Annotated in this window: 16 protein-coding genes; 6 read left to right on the forward strand and 10 right to left on the reverse strand. The window is 72.7% G+C overall.

What is annotated here, in order from left to right; all coding sequences use genetic code 11:
• Nucleotides 1-2 precede the first annotated feature (2 nt).
• The 3 genes from HUN58_RS09135 to HUN58_RS09145 all read right to left on the reverse strand — a co-directional run bounded on the left by HUN58_RS09135 (nt 3) and on the right by HUN58_RS09145 (nt 5,471).
• Entirely contained in the window at nt 3-1,298 is a 1,296-nt protein-coding gene (locus HUN58_RS09135) for an adenylosuccinate synthase (RefSeq protein ID WP_141860223.1), read from the reverse strand.
• Nucleotides 1,299-1,517: 219 nt separating this feature from the next.
• On the reverse strand, nt 1,518-1,688 hold the full coding sequence (locus HUN58_RS09140; RefSeq protein WP_167509991.1) for a hypothetical protein: 171 nt from the start codon (nt 1,686-1,688) through the stop codon (nt 1,518-1,520).
• 123 nt (nt 1,689-1,811) lie between these two features.
• Entirely contained in the window at nt 1,812-5,471 is a 3,660-nt protein-coding gene (locus tag HUN58_RS09145; protein WP_217488595.1) for a S8 family serine peptidase, read from the reverse strand.
• 159 nt (nt 5,472-5,630) lie between these two features.
• On the opposite strand from HUN58_RS09145, the gene HUN58_RS09150 reads away from it, so the two are divergent.
• The 4 genes from HUN58_RS09150 (at nt 5,631) to HUN58_RS09165 (ending at nt 10,355) form a co-directional block, all read left to right on the forward strand.
• A complete protein-coding gene (locus HUN58_RS09150; protein ID WP_180225711.1) occupies nt 5,631-6,299 on the forward strand; it encodes a TetR/AcrR family transcriptional regulator in 669 nt (222 codons plus the stop codon).
• Nucleotides 6,296-7,024, forward strand: a complete 729-nt coding sequence (locus tag HUN58_RS09155) for a hypothetical protein (protein ID WP_208745474.1) — start codon at nt 6,296-6,298, stop codon at nt 7,022-7,024. Before HUN58_RS09150 ends, HUN58_RS09155 begins: the two co-directional genes overlap by 4 nt.
• Entirely contained in the window at nt 7,021-9,090 is a 2,070-nt protein-coding gene (locus HUN58_RS09160; RefSeq protein ID WP_180225713.1) for a YhgE/Pip domain-containing protein, read from the forward strand. Before HUN58_RS09155 ends, HUN58_RS09160 begins: the two co-directional genes overlap by 4 nt.
• A gap of 317 nt (nt 9,091-9,407) precedes the next feature.
• On the forward strand, nt 9,408-10,355 hold the full coding sequence (locus HUN58_RS09165; protein WP_229666881.1) for a LacI family DNA-binding transcriptional regulator: 948 nt from the start codon (nt 9,408-9,410) through the stop codon (nt 10,353-10,355).
• A 34-nt stretch (nt 10,356-10,389) separates the two neighbouring features.
• Here HUN58_RS09165 and HUN58_RS09170 read toward each other — a convergent pair whose 3' ends face one another.
• The 4 genes from HUN58_RS09170 to HUN58_RS09185 all read right to left on the reverse strand — a co-directional run bounded on the left by HUN58_RS09170 (nt 10,390) and on the right by HUN58_RS09185 (nt 13,116).
• Entirely contained in the window at nt 10,390-11,019 is a 630-nt protein-coding gene (locus tag HUN58_RS09170) for an RNA methyltransferase (RefSeq protein WP_141863239.1), read from the reverse strand.
• Nucleotides 11,020-11,163: 144 nt separating this feature from the next.
• The gene (locus HUN58_RS09175) at nt 11,164-11,466 is read right to left on the reverse strand and encodes a DUF4190 domain-containing protein (RefSeq protein ID WP_114850266.1); all 303 of its coding nucleotides are present in this window, start codon (nt 11,464-11,466) and stop codon (nt 11,164-11,166) included.
• A 46-nt stretch (nt 11,467-11,512) separates the two neighbouring features.
• Entirely contained in the window at nt 11,513-12,379 is an 867-nt protein-coding gene (locus HUN58_RS09180) for a DUF3592 domain-containing protein (protein ID WP_141860215.1), read from the reverse strand.
• Nucleotides 12,376-13,116 (reverse strand): TetR/AcrR family transcriptional regulator C-terminal domain-containing protein, encoded by a 741-nt coding sequence (locus HUN58_RS09185; RefSeq protein ID WP_141860213.1) that lies wholly within the window; start codon nt 13,114-13,116, stop codon nt 12,376-12,378. Before HUN58_RS09185 ends, HUN58_RS09180 begins: the two co-directional genes overlap by 4 nt.
• Nucleotides 13,117-13,247: 131 nt before the next feature.
• Here HUN58_RS09185 and HUN58_RS09190 point away from each other — a divergent pair, with 131 nt between their 5' ends.
• Entirely contained in the window at nt 13,248-14,045 is a 798-nt protein-coding gene (locus HUN58_RS09190) for an HAD-IIA family hydrolase (protein WP_058743328.1), read from the forward strand.
• 24 nt (nt 14,046-14,069) lie between these two features.
• On the opposite strand, the gene HUN58_RS09195 is transcribed toward HUN58_RS09190, so the two are convergent.
• The 3 genes from HUN58_RS09195 to HUN58_RS09205 all read right to left on the reverse strand — a co-directional run bounded on the left by HUN58_RS09195 (nt 14,070) and on the right by HUN58_RS09205 (nt 17,931).
• The gene (locus HUN58_RS09195; protein WP_180225715.1) at nt 14,070-14,945 is read right to left on the reverse strand and encodes a L,D-transpeptidase; all 876 of its coding nucleotides are present in this window, start codon (nt 14,943-14,945) and stop codon (nt 14,070-14,072) included.
• 91 nt (nt 14,946-15,036) lie between these two features.
• The gene (locus HUN58_RS09200) at nt 15,037-16,830 is read right to left on the reverse strand and encodes a phosphatase PAP2 family protein (RefSeq protein ID WP_180225716.1); all 1,794 of its coding nucleotides are present in this window, start codon (nt 16,828-16,830) and stop codon (nt 15,037-15,039) included.
• Nucleotides 16,831-17,043: 213 nt separating this feature from the next.
• Nucleotides 17,044-17,931 (reverse strand): CPBP family intramembrane glutamic endopeptidase, encoded by an 888-nt coding sequence (locus HUN58_RS09205; RefSeq protein WP_180225717.1) that lies wholly within the window; start codon nt 17,929-17,931, stop codon nt 17,044-17,046.
• A 22-nt stretch (nt 17,932-17,953) separates the two neighbouring features.
• Here HUN58_RS09205 and HUN58_RS09210 point away from each other — a divergent pair, with 22 nt between their 5' ends.
• Entirely contained in the window at nt 17,954-18,643 is a 690-nt protein-coding gene (locus HUN58_RS09210; RefSeq protein ID WP_180225718.1) for a metal-dependent transcriptional regulator, read from the forward strand.
• Nucleotides 18,644-18,886: the final 243 nt, after the last annotated feature.

Below are 18,886 nucleotides of genomic sequence, written 5' to 3' on the forward strand. Positions count from 1 at the left end.
GCTCAGAGCGCCGCGCCGAGCAGGTCGTGGCGCACGACGATCGCGTCACGGCCGGGGCCGACACCGATCGCGGAGATCCGGGCGCCGGACATCGCCTCGACCGCCAGCACGTAGTCCTGGGCGTTCTGCGGCAGGTCCTCGAACGAGCGGGCACCCGTGATGTCCTCGGTCCAGCCGGGGAACTCCTGGTAGATCGGCTTCGCGTGGTGGAAGTCCGACTGGTTGACCGGGACCTCGTCCACGCGCTGGCCGTCGACCTCGTACGCGACGCACACGGGGATGGTCTCGAGGCCGGTCAGCACGTCGAGCTTCGTCAGCACGAAGTCGGTCACGCCGTTGATGCGGGCGGTGTACCGGGCGATCGGGGCGTCGTACCAGCCGCAGCGGCGCGGACGACCGGTTGTGGTCCCGAACTCGAAGCCGTTCGCGCGGAGGAACTCCCCCGACTCGTCGAACAGCTCGGTCGGGAACGGGCCGGCGCCGACGCGGGTCGTGTACGCCTTGACGATGCCGATGATCCGCTCGAGCTTGCCCGGCCCGATGCCGGAACCGGTCGCGGCGCCACCGGCGGTCGCGGACGACGAGGTCACGAACGGGTAGGTGCCGTGGTCGACGTCGAGCATCGTTGCCTGCCCGGCCTCGAACAGGACGGTGTCGCCCCGCTCGAGCGCGCGGTGGATCTCGAGCGCGGTGTCGGCGACCATCGGACGCAGGCGGTCCGCGAAGGACAGCAGCGACTCGACGACCTCGTCCGCGTCGATCGCGCGGCGGTTGAAGACCTTGACGAGCAGGTGGTTCTTCTGGTCGAGGGCCGCCTCGACCTTCTGCCGGAGGATGTTCTCGTCGAAGATGTCCTGGATGCGGATGCCGACGCGGTTGATCTTGTCGGCGTAGGTCGGGCCGATGCCGCGGCCGGTGGTGCCGATCTGGCGCTTGCCGAGGAACCGCTCGGTCACCTTGTCGATGGTGCGGTGGTAGTGCGTGATGACGTGCGCGTTCGCCGACACGAGCAGCTTCGACACGTCGACGCCGCGGGCGCGCAGGGCGTCGAGCTCCTGGAACAGGACCTCGAGGTCGACGACGACGCCGTTGCCGATGATCGGGGTGACGCCGGGCGTCAGGATGCCGGACGGCAGCAGGTGGAGCGCGTACTTCTCGCCGCCGACGACGACCGTGTGCCCGGCGTTGTTGCCACCGTTGAACTTGACGACGTAGTCGATGCGGGAGCCGAGGAGGTCGGTGGCCTTCCCCTTGCCCTCGTCACCCCACTGGGCACCGATGATGACTGCTGCGGGCATGGAGGTTCTCCTCACGTTGGCGGAGGACCGCACCGGCGGGCTGGGCCGATGGTCCACCCGAGTCTATCGAACGGTCACCTGCCCGCTACCTCGCGCAGTCGGACCGGGTCGCGTCGCGACGTGGTCGCGACCCACGGACGGACGGGAGGCACGGTGCCAGCTGGCACCGTGCCTCCCGTCCGTCCGTGGTGACGCTGGATCCGAGGTGACGCTCCGCGGTCAGGCGCGGAAGAAGTCCTGGTAGGACGGATCGCCGACCGGCTGGGAGTGCCCCGGCTCGGCGAGGCGCTCGGCCACCATGGCCTGGATCGCGTCCGGCGGGGTGAGCCCACGGCGGCGCCACTCCATCGGGTTGGCCCGGAGCTGCATCAGGGTGCTCTGCGTTCGCATGGGACGACCTTCGCACCTGTTGCCTAGTTTGTCTAACTACATGTCCTGTTGCCGCACTCAGGTTGCGCCGGACGTGCGGAACGCCCCGCCACCGAGGGGTGACGGGGCGTTCCGGGTGGTGCGTCAGCGACGCGGAGCCACCTTAGCGGTCGACTTCGAGGTCGCCGAACCGTCCTGGTACCCCGTCGCCTTCGCGGTGACCTGCACCTGGAAGCGGTGTCCCTGGTCGGTCGTGCCGAGCGAGTAGCGCTCGCCGGTCGCACCCTTGACGGCCACGCCGTCACGGAGCCACTGGTACGAGTACGTCACCTTCTTGCCGTCCCACGAGCCGTGCTGCGCGCGGAGCGTCTTGCCGACCTTCGGGTCACCCGAGATCGTCACGGCGCTGCCCTTGCGGAGCGCGAGCGTCGGCGCGGTCTGCGCCGCCGCGAGCGTGTCCGCCTGGTCGCCCACCGCGTTGCCGAGGTGGAGCAGCAGGATGCGGGCGTTCGTGACGTCCGCGGGACGCGTGACCTGCAGCGAGCCCTGGTCCGCGAAGAGCACACCGGTGGTGGTGCCCTGCGCGAAGGTCAGCGCCGGCTTCGACGGGTCGTACGTGGCCGAGTCGGTCTCGTCGACGACGGAGGAGCCGCTCGTGGCGAGGGCCGGGGCGTACGCCGACTCGGTCAGGACCGAGTAGTCGAACGGACCGGTCGCGCCGATCGTCGAGGCCGAGACCGTCAGGACCTTCACGGCGCTGTCGAACGTGTTCACGTCCTGCCCGGCGGTCCCGCCGCCCAGCGGCTGCGAGTCGACCGTCTTGCCCGTCGCCAGGTCCACCGTGGTGGCGAACGTGGCGTCGACCGTGGCCGACTTCGCGTCGTACACCAGGTAGTCCGGCTTCCCGTCGCGGTTCGTGTCGATCATGACCTCGACGTTGGTGACGGCGCCCGGGTTGGCGTCGGCACCGGCGGTCTGGACGCCGAACGCGAGCGTGTCGGACGCCTTGTCGTAGTTCGCACCGTAGGAGCGGATGTCCGCGGCCTGGAGCGACTGCTTCGCCGAACCGGCCGGGAACGACTCCTGCGGGTCCGTCCCGCCGAGCACGAACGGCGCGACGACCGAGTGGTACCCGGTCACGGCGTCGCCCTGGTCGACCGCACGCCCGGTGAGCGCGAGGTCCGCCGTGGTCTGCGTGCCCGAGAACGCGATGTCCTTGCCGTGCACCGCACTGACCGGCTTCGGGGCCACGTAGGCGCCGAGACGGAGCGGGTTGAGCGACGAGTCGGTCGGCGTGAAGGCCACGACACCCGACGCCGCGGCGACGAACTCACGCTGGTAGCCGGACTGCACCGACTCCTGCGTGGGGTCGATGACGCGACGGAGCTTCGTCGGGTCGGCGATCGTGAACGTCAGCTTGACCGTCGCGGTGCCGTGGGCCGGAGCCGTGACCCGCTTCGTGCTCAGCGTGAACGCGACGCCCGGCTGGTCCACCTGCGGCTGGTAGGCCACGTCGTAGGTGTGCGGACGGCCGTCGGTGTTCTCGATCTGCAGCGTGCGGGACTCGGTCGTGGCACCGCTGACCTCGACGACACCGTACGAGGCGGTGACGAGCTGGTCGTTCTCGATGCTGCGGACCGTGGTGCCGGCGGTGACCGCCTGCAGCGCGTCGACGCGGCCGGTGCCCTGGCGGAGCAGCGTGGCCGTGCGGTCGCCCTGGCGGACGTCGTGCGTCGCGGTGTTCATCACGGCGGCCTTGACCTGCGGGGCCGTCCAGGACGGGTGCGACTGGAACGTCAGCGCGACGATGCCGGCCACGTGCGGGGTCGCCATCGAGGTCCCGCTCATCGACATGCGGCCGTCACCGGTGCCGTTGGCCGCGGAGATCACGTTGACCCCGGGGCCGGCGACGTCGGGCTTGACGATGTCGTCGAACGATCCGTGGACGCCACGGCTGGTGAACGGTGCGAGCGTGTTCACGTTCGCCTGGTCGGTCGCCAGCTGGAAGCCCTTGAGCTCCTGTGCGAAGCGCACGTGCAGGGTCCCGGCCTGGGCAGCGGCCTGGAGGCTCGCCACACTGTCCGACGTGAGCTCGGCTCCCGGGATGGTCGCGTTGCCCGCGATGCCGGAGTCGAAGCTCGTCACCGTTCCGGCCAGCAGGACGCCGACACCGCCGGCTGCCTGGACGTTGTTGAAGCGGACGCCCGAGCCGCACTCGAGTGCGCCGTCGGTCCACTTCAGCCAGACGACCTTGCCCTTGACCTCGGCGGCCTCGTCGGCGCTGAACGCCTGGCAGCCGTCGATGTTCGTCGACGGGACGACGACGTCGCCCTCGACCGGCAGGGTGCCCTGGTAGTTCTGCGAGTACTGCGCGCGGTAGGTGTTCGCGACGTCCGCGGGGGCGGTCGCCTGCACACCGTCGAAGAGCGACTGGCCGGTGGCGCTCGCGGCCACGGTCAGGGCGCCCTCGGCGTTCCCCGGCGAGCCACCGATGTCGGTGAAGTCGTCGGCGTTGCCCGAGGCGATGACCGGCAGGACACCGCGGGCGGTGAGCGCGTCGATCTTGGCGTTGTCGGGGTCGTCCGGCGCGCCGTAGTCGGAGCCGAGCGACAGGTTGAGGACGTTGATGTCCTTGCCCTCGGTCAGGGCCTTGCCGACCCAGTCGAGCGCGGCACCGGTCAGGTCGGTCGAGCCGCCGTCGTCACCGAACACCTTGAGGGCGTACAGCCCGGCCTGGGGCGCGGTGCCCGGGCCGACCCACATGTCCTGCACGGTCTGGTTCGTGAGCTTCGAGTAGTCGCCGCGGAAGGTCTTCTTGTCCGCCGTCAGACCGAAGCCCGCCGCGGTGCCCGCCACGTGCGTGCCGTGGTCGCCGCCCTTGCCGTCGATCGGGTTCGCGTCCGGCTTCGGGGTCGGGTCGTACGCCGCGCTCGAGGTGTCCGCGTTGTAGGTCGGACCGGCGAAGTCGTAGCCGCCGAGGTACTTCGAGCCGTCGTACCAGCTCGGGTCGGGGGCGTTCGTGCTCGCGAGGGCGGTCTGGTACGCGGCCGTGGTGCCGGGGCCGCCGAAGTCCGCCTGCGTGTAGTCGAGACCGGTGTCGAGCACGGCGATGTTCACGCCCTTGCCCGTCTTCCCGGTCTGCTGCCACGCGTCGAGGGCCCGCGTGTAGACGTCGCTCGCCGCGTTCTTCGGGCTGACGCCGTCCGCGCCCGGCTTGACCAGGTCGGGGTCGACGCCGCTCGGGGCCTGCGACGCATCGCCCGGTGCCGGGTCGACGATCTTCTTCGGGGTGAGCGGGATGATGCTCTCGACGTCGGAGCGCTCGGCGATGCTGCGGAGCGCGTCGACGTCGGCGACGACCGCGACGCCGGGGACCGTGTACTCGGTCGAGTACAGCTCGGTGGCCTTCGCGTCCGACTGCTTGACGGCGGCGCTGACCGCGTCGACCGTCGACGCGATCGCCTGCACGCGCTGCTTCGCCTGCGTCGACTGGGTCTTCGACTTCGTCAGGTCGCCGCCCTTGGCCTTCGCGTCGACCGCGAGCGCACCCTCGCCGGTCGTCCGCACGAACGCGGCGATCGTCTTCGAGGGCTTCGCGTCGCGGAGCGGCTGCGCGAGCTTGAGGTCGGCCGACGACAGCCCGGTCGGGGCGGCGTTCGCGGCGCCGCCGACGGCGAGTCCGCCGCACGTCAGGGCCACGGCGGCGATGCCGGCGGTCAGGACGCGGGTGAGCCGGCGGTGCCGGATTGGGGTGGTGGGGTCTGTCTGATCTGGTGTTGCACGGTTCGGTGTAGCTCTGGTCACAGGGCGCACTCCTCGGGTTCCGTCCGTGGTGGGAATTCCTGTGAAGTTATGCGGTCGCTCACAGGCACCGCAGTCCGCACTTCGGGGGACTGGCCCCCGTCCGGGGGTACACGATCTGTGAACTTGCACACCGCTGTGCACGATCGTACGATGGTCGCCGTGACCACCGCAGACCAGCCCGTGCGCGCCCCCCGGCGTGACGCGACCGAGAACCGCGCCGCCCTGATCGAGGCCGCGAAGACCGTCCTGCAGCAGGACCCGGACGCGTCGCTCGAGACCATCGCGAGTGCCGCCGGACTGTCCCGCCGTGCGGTCTACGGACACTTCCCGTCGCGGGACGACCTGGTCCGCGAGCTCGTCACCGCCGGGGCCGCCCGGATCGCCGCCGCCATGCCGACGACCTCGGACCTCGGGGTCCTGCCGCCGGCGTCGCGCCTCGCCGTGATCGCGGTCGCGCTCTGGTCCGAGGTGTCGCACGTCCGCTCGATGGCCCGGATCGCCGTGCGCTCGCCGTTCGCCGAGTCCGTGGCCGAGGTCTTCGCGCCCCTGCGGGCCCAGGTGCGCGAGGCGTGCACGCTCGGGATCGCCGAGGGCTCGATGCGCGACGACGTCGACCCCGCCACGCTCGGCCGACTGGTCGAGGGCGCGTGCATCACCGTCCTCGACGAGGCCACCCGCTCGGGCACCACCGACGAGGCCGGCCGGCGCATGGTCGTGCTGTCGGCCCTCGGCACCGCCGGGATCGACTGGCGGACGGCACTGCTGTCCGAGCCGGTCGCCCCCGTGTCCCCCACCACCACGACCACCACCCCGGAGGCCCGCGCATGACGACGCTCGAACTCGACCACGTCGGCATCGGCGAGGAGCCCGGCGCGGCGCTGCCCGTCGTGTCCGCCGTCGCCGGACCCGGGCGGCCCGGGGTCGTCGCCGTCGAGACCGAACAGGCACCCGTGCTCGCGTCGCTCGTCGCCGGCGGCCGGATGCAGCCCGAGACCGGACGGGTGCTGCTCGACGGACACCCGGACGCGGGGGCGGTGCGCACGGCGTTCGCGCTCGTGGACACCCCCGGGGTCGCCGAGCCGTTCCCGGTGCTCACGCTGACCCAGGTCGTGCGCGAGGAGCTCGCGTTCGCCGGGCAGCGGCCCTCCCGCCGGCACGTCGACACCGTGCTCGACGAGCTCGGGATGCGGGAGTACGCCGACACCGCCGTGCAGCGGGTCCCGACGGGCGTGCGGGTGCGGCTGCTGGTCGAGCTCGCGCTGCTGCGGGACGGGGTGACGGGCATCGTGCTCACCACCCCCGAGCGGCACGGGGGCGCCGTGGCGGAGTGGTTCGCGGTGGTGCGCGACGTCGCCCGCCGCGGCGTGACCGTCGTCGTCGTGACCTCCAAGGCGGCCGCGGCGACCGTCGAGCAGCTGCTCGACACCATCGGGACGGACACCGTGTCCGACCCGCACCAGACCGAGGGTCCCGACGACGTGACCGTGACCGACGGAGGCCCCACGAGCCTCCCGGCCGACACCGACCACCTGCCCACGGAGGCGACAGCGTGACCATCCCCTCGCTCATCCGCGCCGAACTCGCGCGGCTCACCGCGACACCGCTCGCACGCCTGGCGTTCATCGCCCTGATGATCGTGCCGCTGCTCTACGGCGGCGCGTACCTGTGGGCCAACCGCGACCCGTACGCCAAGCTCGACCAGGTCCCGGCCGCGATCGTCGACCAGGACGCCGGCGCGACCCTGGACGGTGAGCGCGTCGACTACGGCGAGGACGTCACGAAGCAGGCCCTCGACGGCGCCGACTTCAAGTGGACCGAGACCTCCGCGGCCGACGCACGCTCGGGCGTGCGCAACGGCACCTACGACTTCGTCGTGACCATCCCGCACGACTTCTCGGAGTCGCTCGTGTCGGCGCAGGGCGACGACCCGAAGCGCGCCGAACTCGTCATGACGACGGCGGACACCAACTCGTACCTGGCGTCCACCATCGCGGAGCAGGCCGGCAAGACCATGCGCACCGCCGTGGCGGAGCGGGTCGGGAAGCAGGCGGCGAAGACCCTGCTCGTCGGGCTCGCGGACGTGCGGGACAGCCTCGGCGACGCCGTCGACGGGGCGGGCCAGCTCGCCTCGGGGGCAACCTCGGCCGCCGACGGGGCCCGGCAACTCGCGTCCGGGACGGACCAGCTGTCGGCGGGGGCGTCGCAGCTCGCGGCGGGGACGGCCGAGCTGCCGTCGCAGACGCGGCAGCTCGCGGACGGGGCCGGCCAGGTCGCGTCCGGGGCGTCGTCGCTGGCATCGGGACTCGCCGACGCGCAGCGGCAGACGGCGGACCTGCCGGCGCAGACACAGCAGCTCGCCGGGGGTGCGAAGCAGGTGTCGGACAACCTGACGTTGCTGACCAAGAAGACCGACCCGGCGCTCCAGGCGCTGCAGATCGCGTCGCCGGACACCGTCACGGCCGCGATCACCCAGGCCGCCGCCGACCGCGGGGTCACCCTGACGCCGGAGCAGCAGGCCGTGGTCGCCGCGACCGTGCAGGCCCAGCTACAGGACGAGAAGACGCAGCAGCAGCTCGCCGACGCGAAGGCGGCGCTGCAGGGGTTCGACCAGCTCCGTGACGGGTCGCAGCAGGTGACGGACGGGGCCGCGCAGCTCGCCGCCGCCGCACCGACGCTGTCGAACGGGATCGCGTCCGCCGCGTCCGGGGCGTCGCAGCTGTCGACCGGCGCGTCGCAGGTCTCGGCCGGCACGTCGAAGCTCGCCGACGCCGCGCCCACGCTGTCCTCCGGAGCGTCGTCGCTCGCCTCCGGTGCCGCGTCGGCCGCGTCCGGTGCGTCGTCGTTGTCGTCCGGGGTGGACCAGCTCGAGAGCGGCTCGAAGGAGCTCGCGTCGAAGCTCGACCAGGGGCGCACGAAGATCCCGGCGTCCACGGCGTCCCAGCGGAACGCGCAGGCATCGGTCATCTCGGACCCCGTCAAGGTCGGCGACGACAACGTGGCCGCCGCGTCGAACTACGGTGCCGGGCTCGCGCCGTTCTTCATCTCGCTCGCGGCCTGGATCGGCATGTACGCGCTGTTCCTGATCCTCAAGCCGATCTCGAAGCGGGCGATCACGGCGGTGCGGAAGCCCCTGTCGGTGGTGCTCGGCGGCTGGCTGACGCCGGCGCTCCTCGGGGTGGTGCAGATGGCGGCGCTGTTCCTGATCGTGCGGTTCGCGCTCGACCTCGACGTGGTGCACGCCGGGTCGACGGTGGGCGTGATGGTCCTGGCCTCGGCGACGTTCGCGGCGATCATCATGGCGCTCAACGTGCTGCTCGGCTCGGTCGGTCAGTTCCTCGGGCTCGTGCTCATGCTCGTGCAGCTCGTGACCGCCGGTGGGACGTTCCCGTGGCAGACGCTGCCGGGTCCGTTGGCGGCGCTGCACTTCGCGCTGCCGATGACGTACTCGGTCGATGCCCTGCGGCAGACGATGTACGGCGGGTCGATGAGCGCGGTGTGGTCCGACGTCGGGGTGCTCGCGTGCTGGCTGCTCGGCGCGCTGCTGGTGTCCCTCGTGGTGACGGCCCGGCAGACCCGCACGCGGACGCTGCGCGACCTGCGGCCGAGCCTGATCGGGTAGCGGCGGGGCCCGGGCCGGCGGCCGGAGCCGGGCCGGCGGTGCCGCGCGGCGCTGCCGCTCCGCACAACCAGAAGCACGCCGTGCCGCGGAAGTCCGTGGCGCGGCGTGCTTCCCGTTGTGCGGGAGCACGCCGAACCACCGGGCCCGAGACAGGTGAGACAAGACCCCCGCACCCATGTCCTGACAACCGCGGAACGGCGCCCGCTACGATCGAGGGACACCACAGGAGGTCGACGGAGATCATGGGACACGGCACGCCCGCCAGCGCAGACGGCACGCCAGCGACGGCGGAGCACAAGCCCGCCACCATCTACGACGTGGCCGCCCGTGCCGGGGTGTCGAAGTCCCTCGTCTCGCTCGTGCTGCAGCGCTCCCCCCGGGTGAGCGACCAGCGCCGACAGGCGGTCCTGACGGCCATCCAGGAGCTCGACTACCGCCCCTCGACCGCCGCGGTCTCGCTCGCCGGCACCCGGAGCCGCACGATCGGCGTCGTGCTCGACGACTTCCGGAACCAGTGGTTCGTCGACCTGCTGACCGGTCTGCGCGAGTCGCTCCAGGACCAGGGGCACCGCCTGGTGGTGGCGGACCGGTTCCTCAACACCGGCCTCGACGCCTCGCCGGTCGAGGGATTCCTGTCCATGCGAGTCGAGGGCATCGTCATCGCCGGCGAGCCCGACACCGACCTCGCGATCCCCGCGAGCATGCCCGTCGTGGTCGCCGGCGGTCGCGCGACCCTCCCCCGCGCCGACACCGTCGCCAACGACGACCGCGCCGGCGGCCGGATGGCCGCAGAGCACCTGCTGTCGCTCGGGCACACGCGCATCGGCTTCGTGGGCGCGAGCTCCGCCGCCTCCGCGGAGCGGCTGACCGGTCTGCGGACAGAGGTGCCGACGGTCGTCACGAGCGTGATGCGCGGCGAGCCCACCGAGGCCGCCGGCGCCCAGGCAGTCGGGCACCTGCTGGACGAACACCCCGACGTCACGGCGGTGTTCGCCGCGAACGACGTCATGGCGCTCGGTGCGCTGTCCGCCCTGGCCGACCGAGGCCTGCGCGTCCCCGAGGACGTGTCCGTGATGGGATACGACGACACCCCGCTCGCCGCCACCGCGTACGTGGCGCTGACGAGCATCGACGACCGGAGCGTGGAGATCGGCCGCGGCGCCGGGGAGCGGTTGCTCGCCCGCATCGCCGACCCGACCGCACCAGCGCAGGAGACCCTCGTCGAGCCCCGCCTGGTCGCCCGCCGGACGACCGCACGACGCTAGCCGCGGCGCTCGCCGCAGCGCGCCGCCCGCCTGGTCAGGAGGCCGGCAGCGCCGCGTGCTGCACGACCCACGCGTGCATGACGATCGCAGCCGCCGCCGAGGCGTTGATGCTCCGCGTCGACCCGAACTGCGTGATCTCGAGGTGTGCGTCCGCCCCCGCGACGGCCGCCTCGGTGAGCCCCGGCCCCTCCTGCCCGAACAGGAACACGCACCGCTCCGGGATCGCCGCCGTCTCGATGCGTTCGGCCCCCGGGGTGTTGTCGATCGCCACGACGGGTCGGCCCTCGTCGCGCATCGCCGCGAGGAACGCGTCGACGTCGGGGTGGTACCGGACGTGCTGGTACCGGTCGGTCACCATGGCCCCGCGCTTGTTCCACCGCCGCCGTCCGACGATGTGCACGGTCCCGGCCAGGAACGCGTTCGCGCTGCGCACGATCGACCCGATGTTCAGGTCGTGCTGCCAGTTCTCGATCGCCACGTCGAACCCGTGCCGACGGGTGTCGAGCTCGGCGACGATCGCGTCCATCGACCAGTAGCGGAACCGGTCGACGACGTTGCGGGTGTCCCCGGCGGCGAGGAGCTCCGGGTCCAGCCGCGGGTCGTCCGGCCACGGCTCGGGGTGCGGCCCGACGCCGTTGGTGGTCGCCTCGTGCGTCGGCGGCAGCTCCGGCGCGTGGTCGCCCCGGTGTGCCGGTCCCGTCGACGGGACCACGGGGTCGGACGGGAGGCGCTCGGTCACGCGACCAGCGTACGGTGCGTGCCCCGCGCCTCCCGTCCGGCGACCGGCGTCACCGCCGGCCGGACGCGGTCAGTACCCCGTCGGGTACTCGACCGTCGGGGCGCTCGCCGCGACCGCGACCAGCGCGATGACGAGGACCACGTACAGCAGGGTGATCACACCGCCGACGATGACGGCCGCGAGCGCGAGGCCGCGGCCGCCCTCGCCGCGCTTCCGGGTCTGCGACATCGCGACGAAGCCGAGGACGAACCCGACGATCGGCGCGACGAACGCCGCCACGAGGGCGATGATCGCGAGGGTGTTGGTGCGCGGCGGAGCAGCGGGCGCTGCTGCGTACGGCTGGTACTGGGGCTGGGGCTTCTGTTCTGACACGGCCAACGAGCCTAGGGTGACGCGGATTTCGTTGAGAAGTGCCAACCTACGTCGTGCCCGGGCGCAGGAACTCCTCCGGGTCCTGCCCCTTCCCGGTCGACGCGAAGATGCGCTTCCGGTCGCCGGGCCGCGCCGGGTCGTACAGCACCGTGACCGCGCGTCCGAGCTCCGGGCCCTCGCCGGGTGCGAAGCCCTCGGTCCGCTCCACCCAGCGCCGGACGCCCTGCAGGTCCACGAACGTGAACGTCCACCGCAGCAGGGTCCGCGCCGCGTCCGGTGTGGTCGCACCGCTGACGGCGGTGACCTCACCCGTGGTCCGGCTGCCCTGCTGCAGGACGTCGGTCAGGCGTGCGCGGCGGCTCCCCCGGCCCAGGCGCGTGACACCGCCGGCGACGCAGGCGAGCACGGCGAAGACCGTCACGAGCGCGGGGAGCAACCAGACGGTGGCGTACCAGACCCAGTCGCCGACACTCCAGGCCTGGTCGTGGCCGAACGTCGGGTCGACCTCGGTCCCGACGCGATCCGGGGCGGGCCACTGCGTCTGCGTCGTCCACCACAGGAACGCCGCGGCCCCGACGAGCCAGAGCGGCAGCACGCCGATGCCCGCGACGTCGCTGGTGCGACCGGACCAGCGGTGGTTCCAGCGGGTGTAGACCGCGGCGGCGACGAGCGTGCCGACGACCGCGACGGGGGCGGCCCACAGGGCGGTGTCCGGGTCGGGGCTGTGCGAGAACACGCTGTTCAGGTTCATCATCCGGAACACCAGGACGAACTGCCCGATCGCGGCGCCGCCGACCGCGCCGGCGGCGACGACGAGCAGGCCGCCGAGGACCGTCATCGCGAGGGCGAGGGGCGTCCGGCGGAAGCGGGCCTCGCGTTCGCGGCGGGCCTGCTGCGGGTCGACCGTGCTCACCGGTCTGCCTGGGGCGCTGCGGCTGCGTTCGTCGAGCGCACGCGTGCCTCGATCCCGCTGAGCAGGATCTCCAGGCCGAGCTCGAACCGCTCGTCGTAGGAGTGCTCGCCGAGGATCTCGCCGACGAGCCGGTGCCGCTCCGGACGCCCGGCGTCGGAGTCGCCCCGGCCGACCTGCACCCCGGCGTGCCCGACCACGAAGTCGTACACGACGAAGAACGCGTACATGGCGTCCCGCTCGCTCAGCCCGGCCTGCCGCAGGGCGCCGACGACCTTCGCCACGACGGCGTCGGACTCGGTCGAGGCGAGCGGGGCGCGCTGGCTGTGCGACTCGAGCACGAGCGGGTGCGTGTGCATGAGCTGCCGGAAGGTCCGGGCGAACACGCAGACCACCTGGCGCCAGTCGTCCGGCCAGACGAAGGTCGCGGTGAACTCGTCGACGGTGCGGCGGACGAGCTCGGCGTGCAGGTCGTCCAGGCCGCCGATGGTCCGGTGCACGGTCATCGGGGCGACGCCGAGGCGGGCGCCGAGGGCGCGGAAGGACAGGCGGTCGAGGCCCTCCTCGTTCGCGATGGCCGTCGCGGCGTCGACCACCTGGTCGCGGCTCAGCACGTTCGGCCGGCCGCGGCGGCGCGGGGCGGGCTTCTCACCCGCCGCCGCTGACTGCTCGCGTTCCGTTGCCGGGCTGGCTGTGGTCGGGCGGGGTGCGGCGCTGGGGGTGCCAGGGTCGACGAGCACGGAAGGGCCTCCTGATCCGGATCCGGTACGTGTACGGAAAAGCCTAGGGCAAAGCCGAACGCCGCTCGGTGTCCGGTCGGCCAGTGCTCGGTGGCCGACCGGCTGCCGAGCGCTCCCGGTACCCTGGGCGCATGGCGACCCGCGACGACGTCGAGTGCTGGCTGACCGACATGGACGGCGTGCTCGTCCACGAGAACCAGGCGCTCCCGGGCGCCCCCGAGCTCATCCAGCAGTGGCTCGACGAGGGCACCGAGTTCCTCGTCCTGACGAACAACTCGATCTTCACGCCGCGGGACCTCAGCGCCCGCCTGCGGAGCTCCGGCCTGCACGTGCCCGAGGAACGCATCTGGACGAGCGCCCTGGCGACGGCCGACTTCTGTCGCTCCCAGATGCCCGGCGGCTCGGCGTTCGTGATCGGCGAGGCCGGCATGACCACCGCCCTGCACGAGGCCGGGTTCATCATGACCGAGACCGCACCGGACTACGTGGTGGTCGGCGAGACGCGGAACTACTCGTTCGAGGCGATCACGAAGGCCGTCCGGCTCATCCGCGACGGTGCCCGGTTCATCGTGACGAACCCGGACGCGACCGGACCCTCAGCCGAGGGGGTCCTGCCGGCCACGGGTGCGATCGCCGCGATGATCGAGAAGGCCACCGGGAAGCAGCCGTACGTCGTGGGCAAGCCGAACCCGATGATGTTCCGGTCGGCGATGAACCGGATCGGGGCGCACTCCGAGAACACGGGCATGATCGGCGACCGGATGGACACCGACGTGCAGGCCGGCATCGAGGCGGGGCTGCACACGGTGCTCGTCCTGACCGGCATCAGCGACCAGGCCGAGATCGACCGCTACCCGTTCCGCCCGAGCGAGGTCATCACGGGCGTCCACGAGCTCGTCCGTCCCGAGCCCGTCGAGGTCGAGATGTAGCGAGGGCGCCTGCCGGCCCGCGCCTCACTCCACCGTGACGAGCGTGCCGAGCGGCAGGGCGTCCACCGCCGCCACCGCCTCGGCGGACAGCCGGACGCACCCGTGCGACACCGCACCCGAGGTCTTGGCGTTCCAGTGCAGCCCGATCAGCCCGCCGTCGTGCCCGCCGTACGGCTCGTCGGCGGCGCTCGAGTGCAGCGAGGTGAGCTGGATCGGGTGGTCGCCGGTGCCCTGCGACGGGTCGACGTACCGCTGCTCCAGGTAGCCCGTGACCCCGGTCGGCGTCGGGGTGTCCGCCGTCCCGACGCCCGCGGCGAAGTGCTGCTGCACCGCTCCGGTCGACGCCGAGACGATCGACACGGACTGCTCCTTCGTCGAGATCACGACGCGCGAGGTCGGCGCCGGTGCCGCCGTCAGCAGGGCCGTCGGCACCCACGCCGCGGTCTGCGCCGCGGCACCGCCGGCTCCGGCGGCCGAGGGCAGCTGTCGCCGCGCGGGCGTCAGCACGAGCTCCCACGGGCCCTGCCGTCGCACACCGACGACCGTGGTCGGCTGCTGCAGGAAGTCGTCCTTCGCGAGCCGCGCCACGGGGGCGGTCCGAGCGTCACCGAACAGCGGGGCGTCGGCGGTCAGGTGGAACACGTCGACCGAGGTGGTCGTCCGGTCCCACGGGAGCAGCCCGCCGATCACGGCCGAGTACTGCGCCTCGGGCAGGGCGGCGAGCGCCGCGGCGTCGACGGACGGAACGCTCGGCGCCGAGGTCGCGGACGCCGTGGCCGCGCGGGTGGTGCCGGCCGCGGGGGCGGGTCCGCCGCCGACCAGGAGGGGGAGGGCGATCGCGGCCGCCGCGACGGCGGCGGCGACGCCGCCGACGGTGGTCCAGAGGGTGGTGCGCTGCACGGGGTGTCTCCCGGTGTGGGGGTGGTGGGGAGGACGGACGGGAGGTGCGGTGCGGGCGGGCACCGCGCCTCCCGTCCGTCAGGGGTGTGCGTCAGCCGCTGACGACGGGCAGGTGCACGCCGACCGGGACGGTGCCGGCTGCGCCGGCCGTTCCCGAGCCGCCGGTCGTTCCCGAGCCGCTGGCCGCCGCGGTCACCGTGATGCCGAGCGGCGACACGAGCACCGAGGCACCCGACGCGTCGACCAGGTCGAGCGTGTGCGATCCCGCTGCGGTCCCCGCGGGGATCGTGACGGAGCCGGTCGCGGTGCCGTCGGCGCCGACCGTGAGCGTGCCGACCGTGACCGGGTCGGAGTGCAGCACGACCTGGAGCGTGGCGCCGGCGGCCAGGCCGGTGCCGCGGAGGGCGATGGCGCTGCCGGCCCGGACCGTGGTGCCCTGCGGGGCGGTCAGCACCCCGGTGACGACCCGGACGGCCCCACCCGTGGAGAGCACCTTCGCGCTGCCGTCGGCCTGGATCGCGACCGTGGCGCTCGTCGCCGCGGCGAGGTCGAGCCGCTCCCACGAGCCGTTGGCGGACCCCGTCTGGTCGAGCGGGTAGCCCGAGTCGATCTCGGTCTGCGCGAGCACAGCGGTGCGCTGCGCGTCGGTCAGCGTCGGGAACGCCGTGAGGAGCAGGTTCGACGCGCCGGCCGGCACGGATGGGGCCTGGCCCGCGACGCCCGTGCGGGCGAAGCCGTAGGTGAGGCGCTCGTGGTAGACCGACACGGCCGATGCACGGTCGGTGACGACCTGCGCGGTGCCGCCGGGCATCGCCTGGCCGCCGTAGGGGTCGTCCGTGTAGGGCTTCTCGGCGGCGATGCAGGACGCCAGGGTCCCGCCGCACTGCGCCTCGAGGTACTTGACGAGCTCGGCCCGGGCGGGCTCGAGGACCTGCGTGCGGTACTGCGTGTCAGACCAGCGGGTGGCGAGGGCGGCCTCGCCGTCGATGCGTCCGCCCATGATGTCGAGCGGGTAGTGCACGCCGAGGACGATGCGGTCGTTGCCGGCCTCCGAGGTGCGGGCGAGGATCTCCGGTGCGAGCTCGGGGACGAGCGTGGCGAGGGTGATGCCGGCCTGGTACGCCGTGGTGGTGTGCCCGGACGGGTACGAACCGCCGGTGCAGATGCCCTTCTGGCCGTAGCCGGCGTCGAGCACGACGTCGTTCGGCGAGAACTCGTGCGTGGTGTCCGTCGTGGCGGGCACGCGCGTGATCGTGAGGTTGCCCTTCGCGTCCGCCCACGCCTTGCCGGTGCGGTTCGCGGCGAGCGACGAGGCGTTCACGGTCGCCGGGTTGCAGTTCACCTGGTCGTCCCCGGCGGGCAGCGTCGCCGCGGGGTCGGACGGCAGGTAGGGCCGCGGGTAGCTGAAGTGCGCCTTGGCCGCTCCGGTGCCGACGTAGGCGCCGCTCGTGCCGTTCGAGGAGTTGATGAGGGCGTTCGTCAGCGGCAGCGAACCGTCCAGGCGGCCCTTGACGAACAGCTTGCCGAGCACGTCGCCGAGGCCCTGCGAGACCGTGAACGACTGGTCGTACGCAGTGTTCGTCGCGTTGTTGTACTCGGCGTCCTGCAGCGCCGTGAACTGCTGCGCCTTCGTGGCGTGCTGGTTGATCCAGCTCGTCAGCTCGTCGTTCTTCGCGAGCGTCGCACCGTCGTCGACGGTGCCGTGGAGGTTGTTCGTCCCCGTCGAGGTCCAGTACTGGTCGTAGCCGTTCAGCAGGCTGATCAGGTTCGGCGGGGTGGAGTCGCTCGGGTACGTCGTCGCGGCCTGGGCGACGAGCGGTGACCCGATCACGAGGGCGGTCGCGACCGTCGCGACGGTCACCCCGCGGAGTGCGGTTCTGCGCATGTGTGGTGGTCGCCCGCGGGCGACGCCCCTTTCCTCGATGTACCGGTGTGGAAACACCGCGACGCTAAGGAGGGGTGGTTGCCGGTGGGGGAACGATCCCCCTCCAGCGGGTGAACCGGACCGCAGGCTGTGGGCATTCGCAGCGTCGGGCGGCCGGCGCGCGGGCCGACCGGGCGGTCCGTCACGTGGGCCGTCGATCCGTCCGTCGGTGGTTCAGACCCCGGCCTGGAGGCTCGGCTCGGCTCCCCGCCCCGCGTCCACCCCGGCGGGCGGCACGTCCCGCCACCGGCGCTGCAGGCGGCGCGGCCGGTCGTCACGCCATGCGACCAGCCCGCCGGCGACGAGCCCGAGGGCGAGTACGCCGAAGGACACGAGGCCGACGATCCCGACGGGCAGGAGTCGGCCGAGGTCCGTCGTGTCGACCGTGGCGGACACCGCGATCGACCCGAAGTCCCAGAAGGCGTGGAGCAGCACGGGCAGCAGCAGGTTCCCCGTCAGCCGACGTGCCAGGTACAGCGTCGAGCCGAACGAGGCCGCGAACCCCACCTGCAGCAGGGTCGCGCCGACGGCTGCCCCGGCGAGGACGTTGAGCAGGTGCAGGAGCCCGAACAGCACGCACGAGGCGATCCACACACCGAACTCGGGCAGCCGGCGCCGGAGCCCGACGAGCAGGACCCCGCGGGTGAGCAGCTCCTCGAACACCCCGACGAACAGCACGCCGAGGGTGAGCAGCACGAAGTACCGGACCGGGAGCGCCGACCAGTCGACGAGCGGCAGCCGCGCGGCGCACACCACGGCGATCAGCACGACGGTCACCGAGGTCCACCGCAGCGGGGTCCGGTCGTGGTCGACCGCCGCGCCAGGCCACCAGCCGAGGGCGGTCACGTACACGCAGAGCACGAGCACCGCGATGCTCTCGGGCAGCACGAGGGCGTGCACGACGCTGTCGACCGTCTGGCCGAGCGTGGCGTAGTCGTCGCTCGGTCGGGACCGCCAGGCACTGACCGCGGCGAACGCGACGAGCGGCAGCAGCCCGAGCAGGAGCGACGACGGGACCGGCCAGCGCGGACGGCGACGGCGCACGGGCTCGGTCGAGGTCACGTCCCGTTTGTACCATTGACCCATGCGGCTCCCCTCCCTCAGCACCATGGCCGAGGACTACGTGAAACTCGTGTGGAAGGCCGGGGAGCGCGGCGGGCAGGGGCTCGCGACCCGGGACATCGCCGCGTCGCTCGGGGTCTCGGCATCGACGGTGTCGGGGAACCTCCGGAAGCTCGACCGCGACGGTCTGATCGAGCACACCCCCTACTACGGCGTCGTGCTCACCCCGCTCGGGCAGCAGGTCGCCGTGGCGATGGTCCGGCGGCACCGGCTGATCGAGACGTTCCTGGTGCAGCGGCTCGGGTACTCGTGGGACGAGGTGCACACCGAGGCCGAGGCCCTGGAGCACGCCGTGTCGGAGACGTTCCTCGAGCGGGTCGACGCCGACCTCGGACACCCGACGCACGACCCGCACGGCGACCCGATCCCTGCCGCGGACGGCACCGTCCCGGCGTCACCGGGCACGCTGCTCGGGTCCGTGGAGCCCGGCTCGTGCGGGGTCGTCGACCGGGTGTCCGACGACGACCCGTCCCTGCTGCGGTACTTCGACGAGCTCGGGGTCGGGCTCGGGACGCACCTGCGCGTGGAGCGGGTCCGGGACTACGCGGGCGTGATCGCCGTCACCCGTCGGTCCGCCGACGGCGCGGTGTCCCTCGTCGACCTGCCGGCGGCCGCGGCGAGCGCCATCTGGCTGACGCCCGACCCGCACTGATCCGCGCGGACGCCGCCGAGCGCCCCACATCTGTCACGCTCGCCGGAGCGCCCCGACGACCTCTGCACGCTCGACGGGACGCACGCGGCGTGTCCCGCCCGCTCGTGCTGCCGGAGACGACGACACGCGCCGCACTCTCCGTCGAGGTGCCGAGATTCCGGCATCTCGACGCGTCACGCGGCCGCCCGTGGAACCTCGGCGTCCCGCCGAGGGCGAGTCTCGGCACCTCGGCGCTCACGCTCG

This window comes from Curtobacterium sp. Csp1 (assembly GCF_013347185.1).

Excerpts from the sequence above, each read along its gene's own strand:
- HUN58_RS09135 (WP_141860223.1), bottom strand. The coding sequence starts at position 1,298 with ATGCCCGCAGCAGTCATCATCGGTGCCCAGTGGGGTGACGAGGGCAAG.
- HUN58_RS09140 (WP_167509991.1), bottom strand. The coding sequence starts at position 1,688 with ATGCGAACGCAGAGCACCCTGATGCAGCTCCGGGCCAACCCGATGGAG.
- HUN58_RS09155 (WP_208745474.1), top strand. The coding sequence starts at position 6,296 with ATGACGACGCTCGAACTCGACCACGTCGGCATCGGCGAGGAGCCCGGC.
- HUN58_RS09190 (WP_058743328.1), top strand. The coding sequence starts at position 13,248 with ATGGCGACCCGCGACGACGTCGAGTGCTGGCTGACCGACATGGACGGC.
- HUN58_RS09200 (WP_180225716.1), bottom strand. The coding sequence starts at position 16,830 with ATGCGCAGAACCGCACTCCGCGGGGTGACCGTCGCGACGGTCGCGACC.
- HUN58_RS09210 (WP_180225718.1), top strand. The coding sequence starts at position 17,954 with ATGCGGCTCCCCTCCCTCAGCACCATGGCCGAGGACTACGTGAAACTC.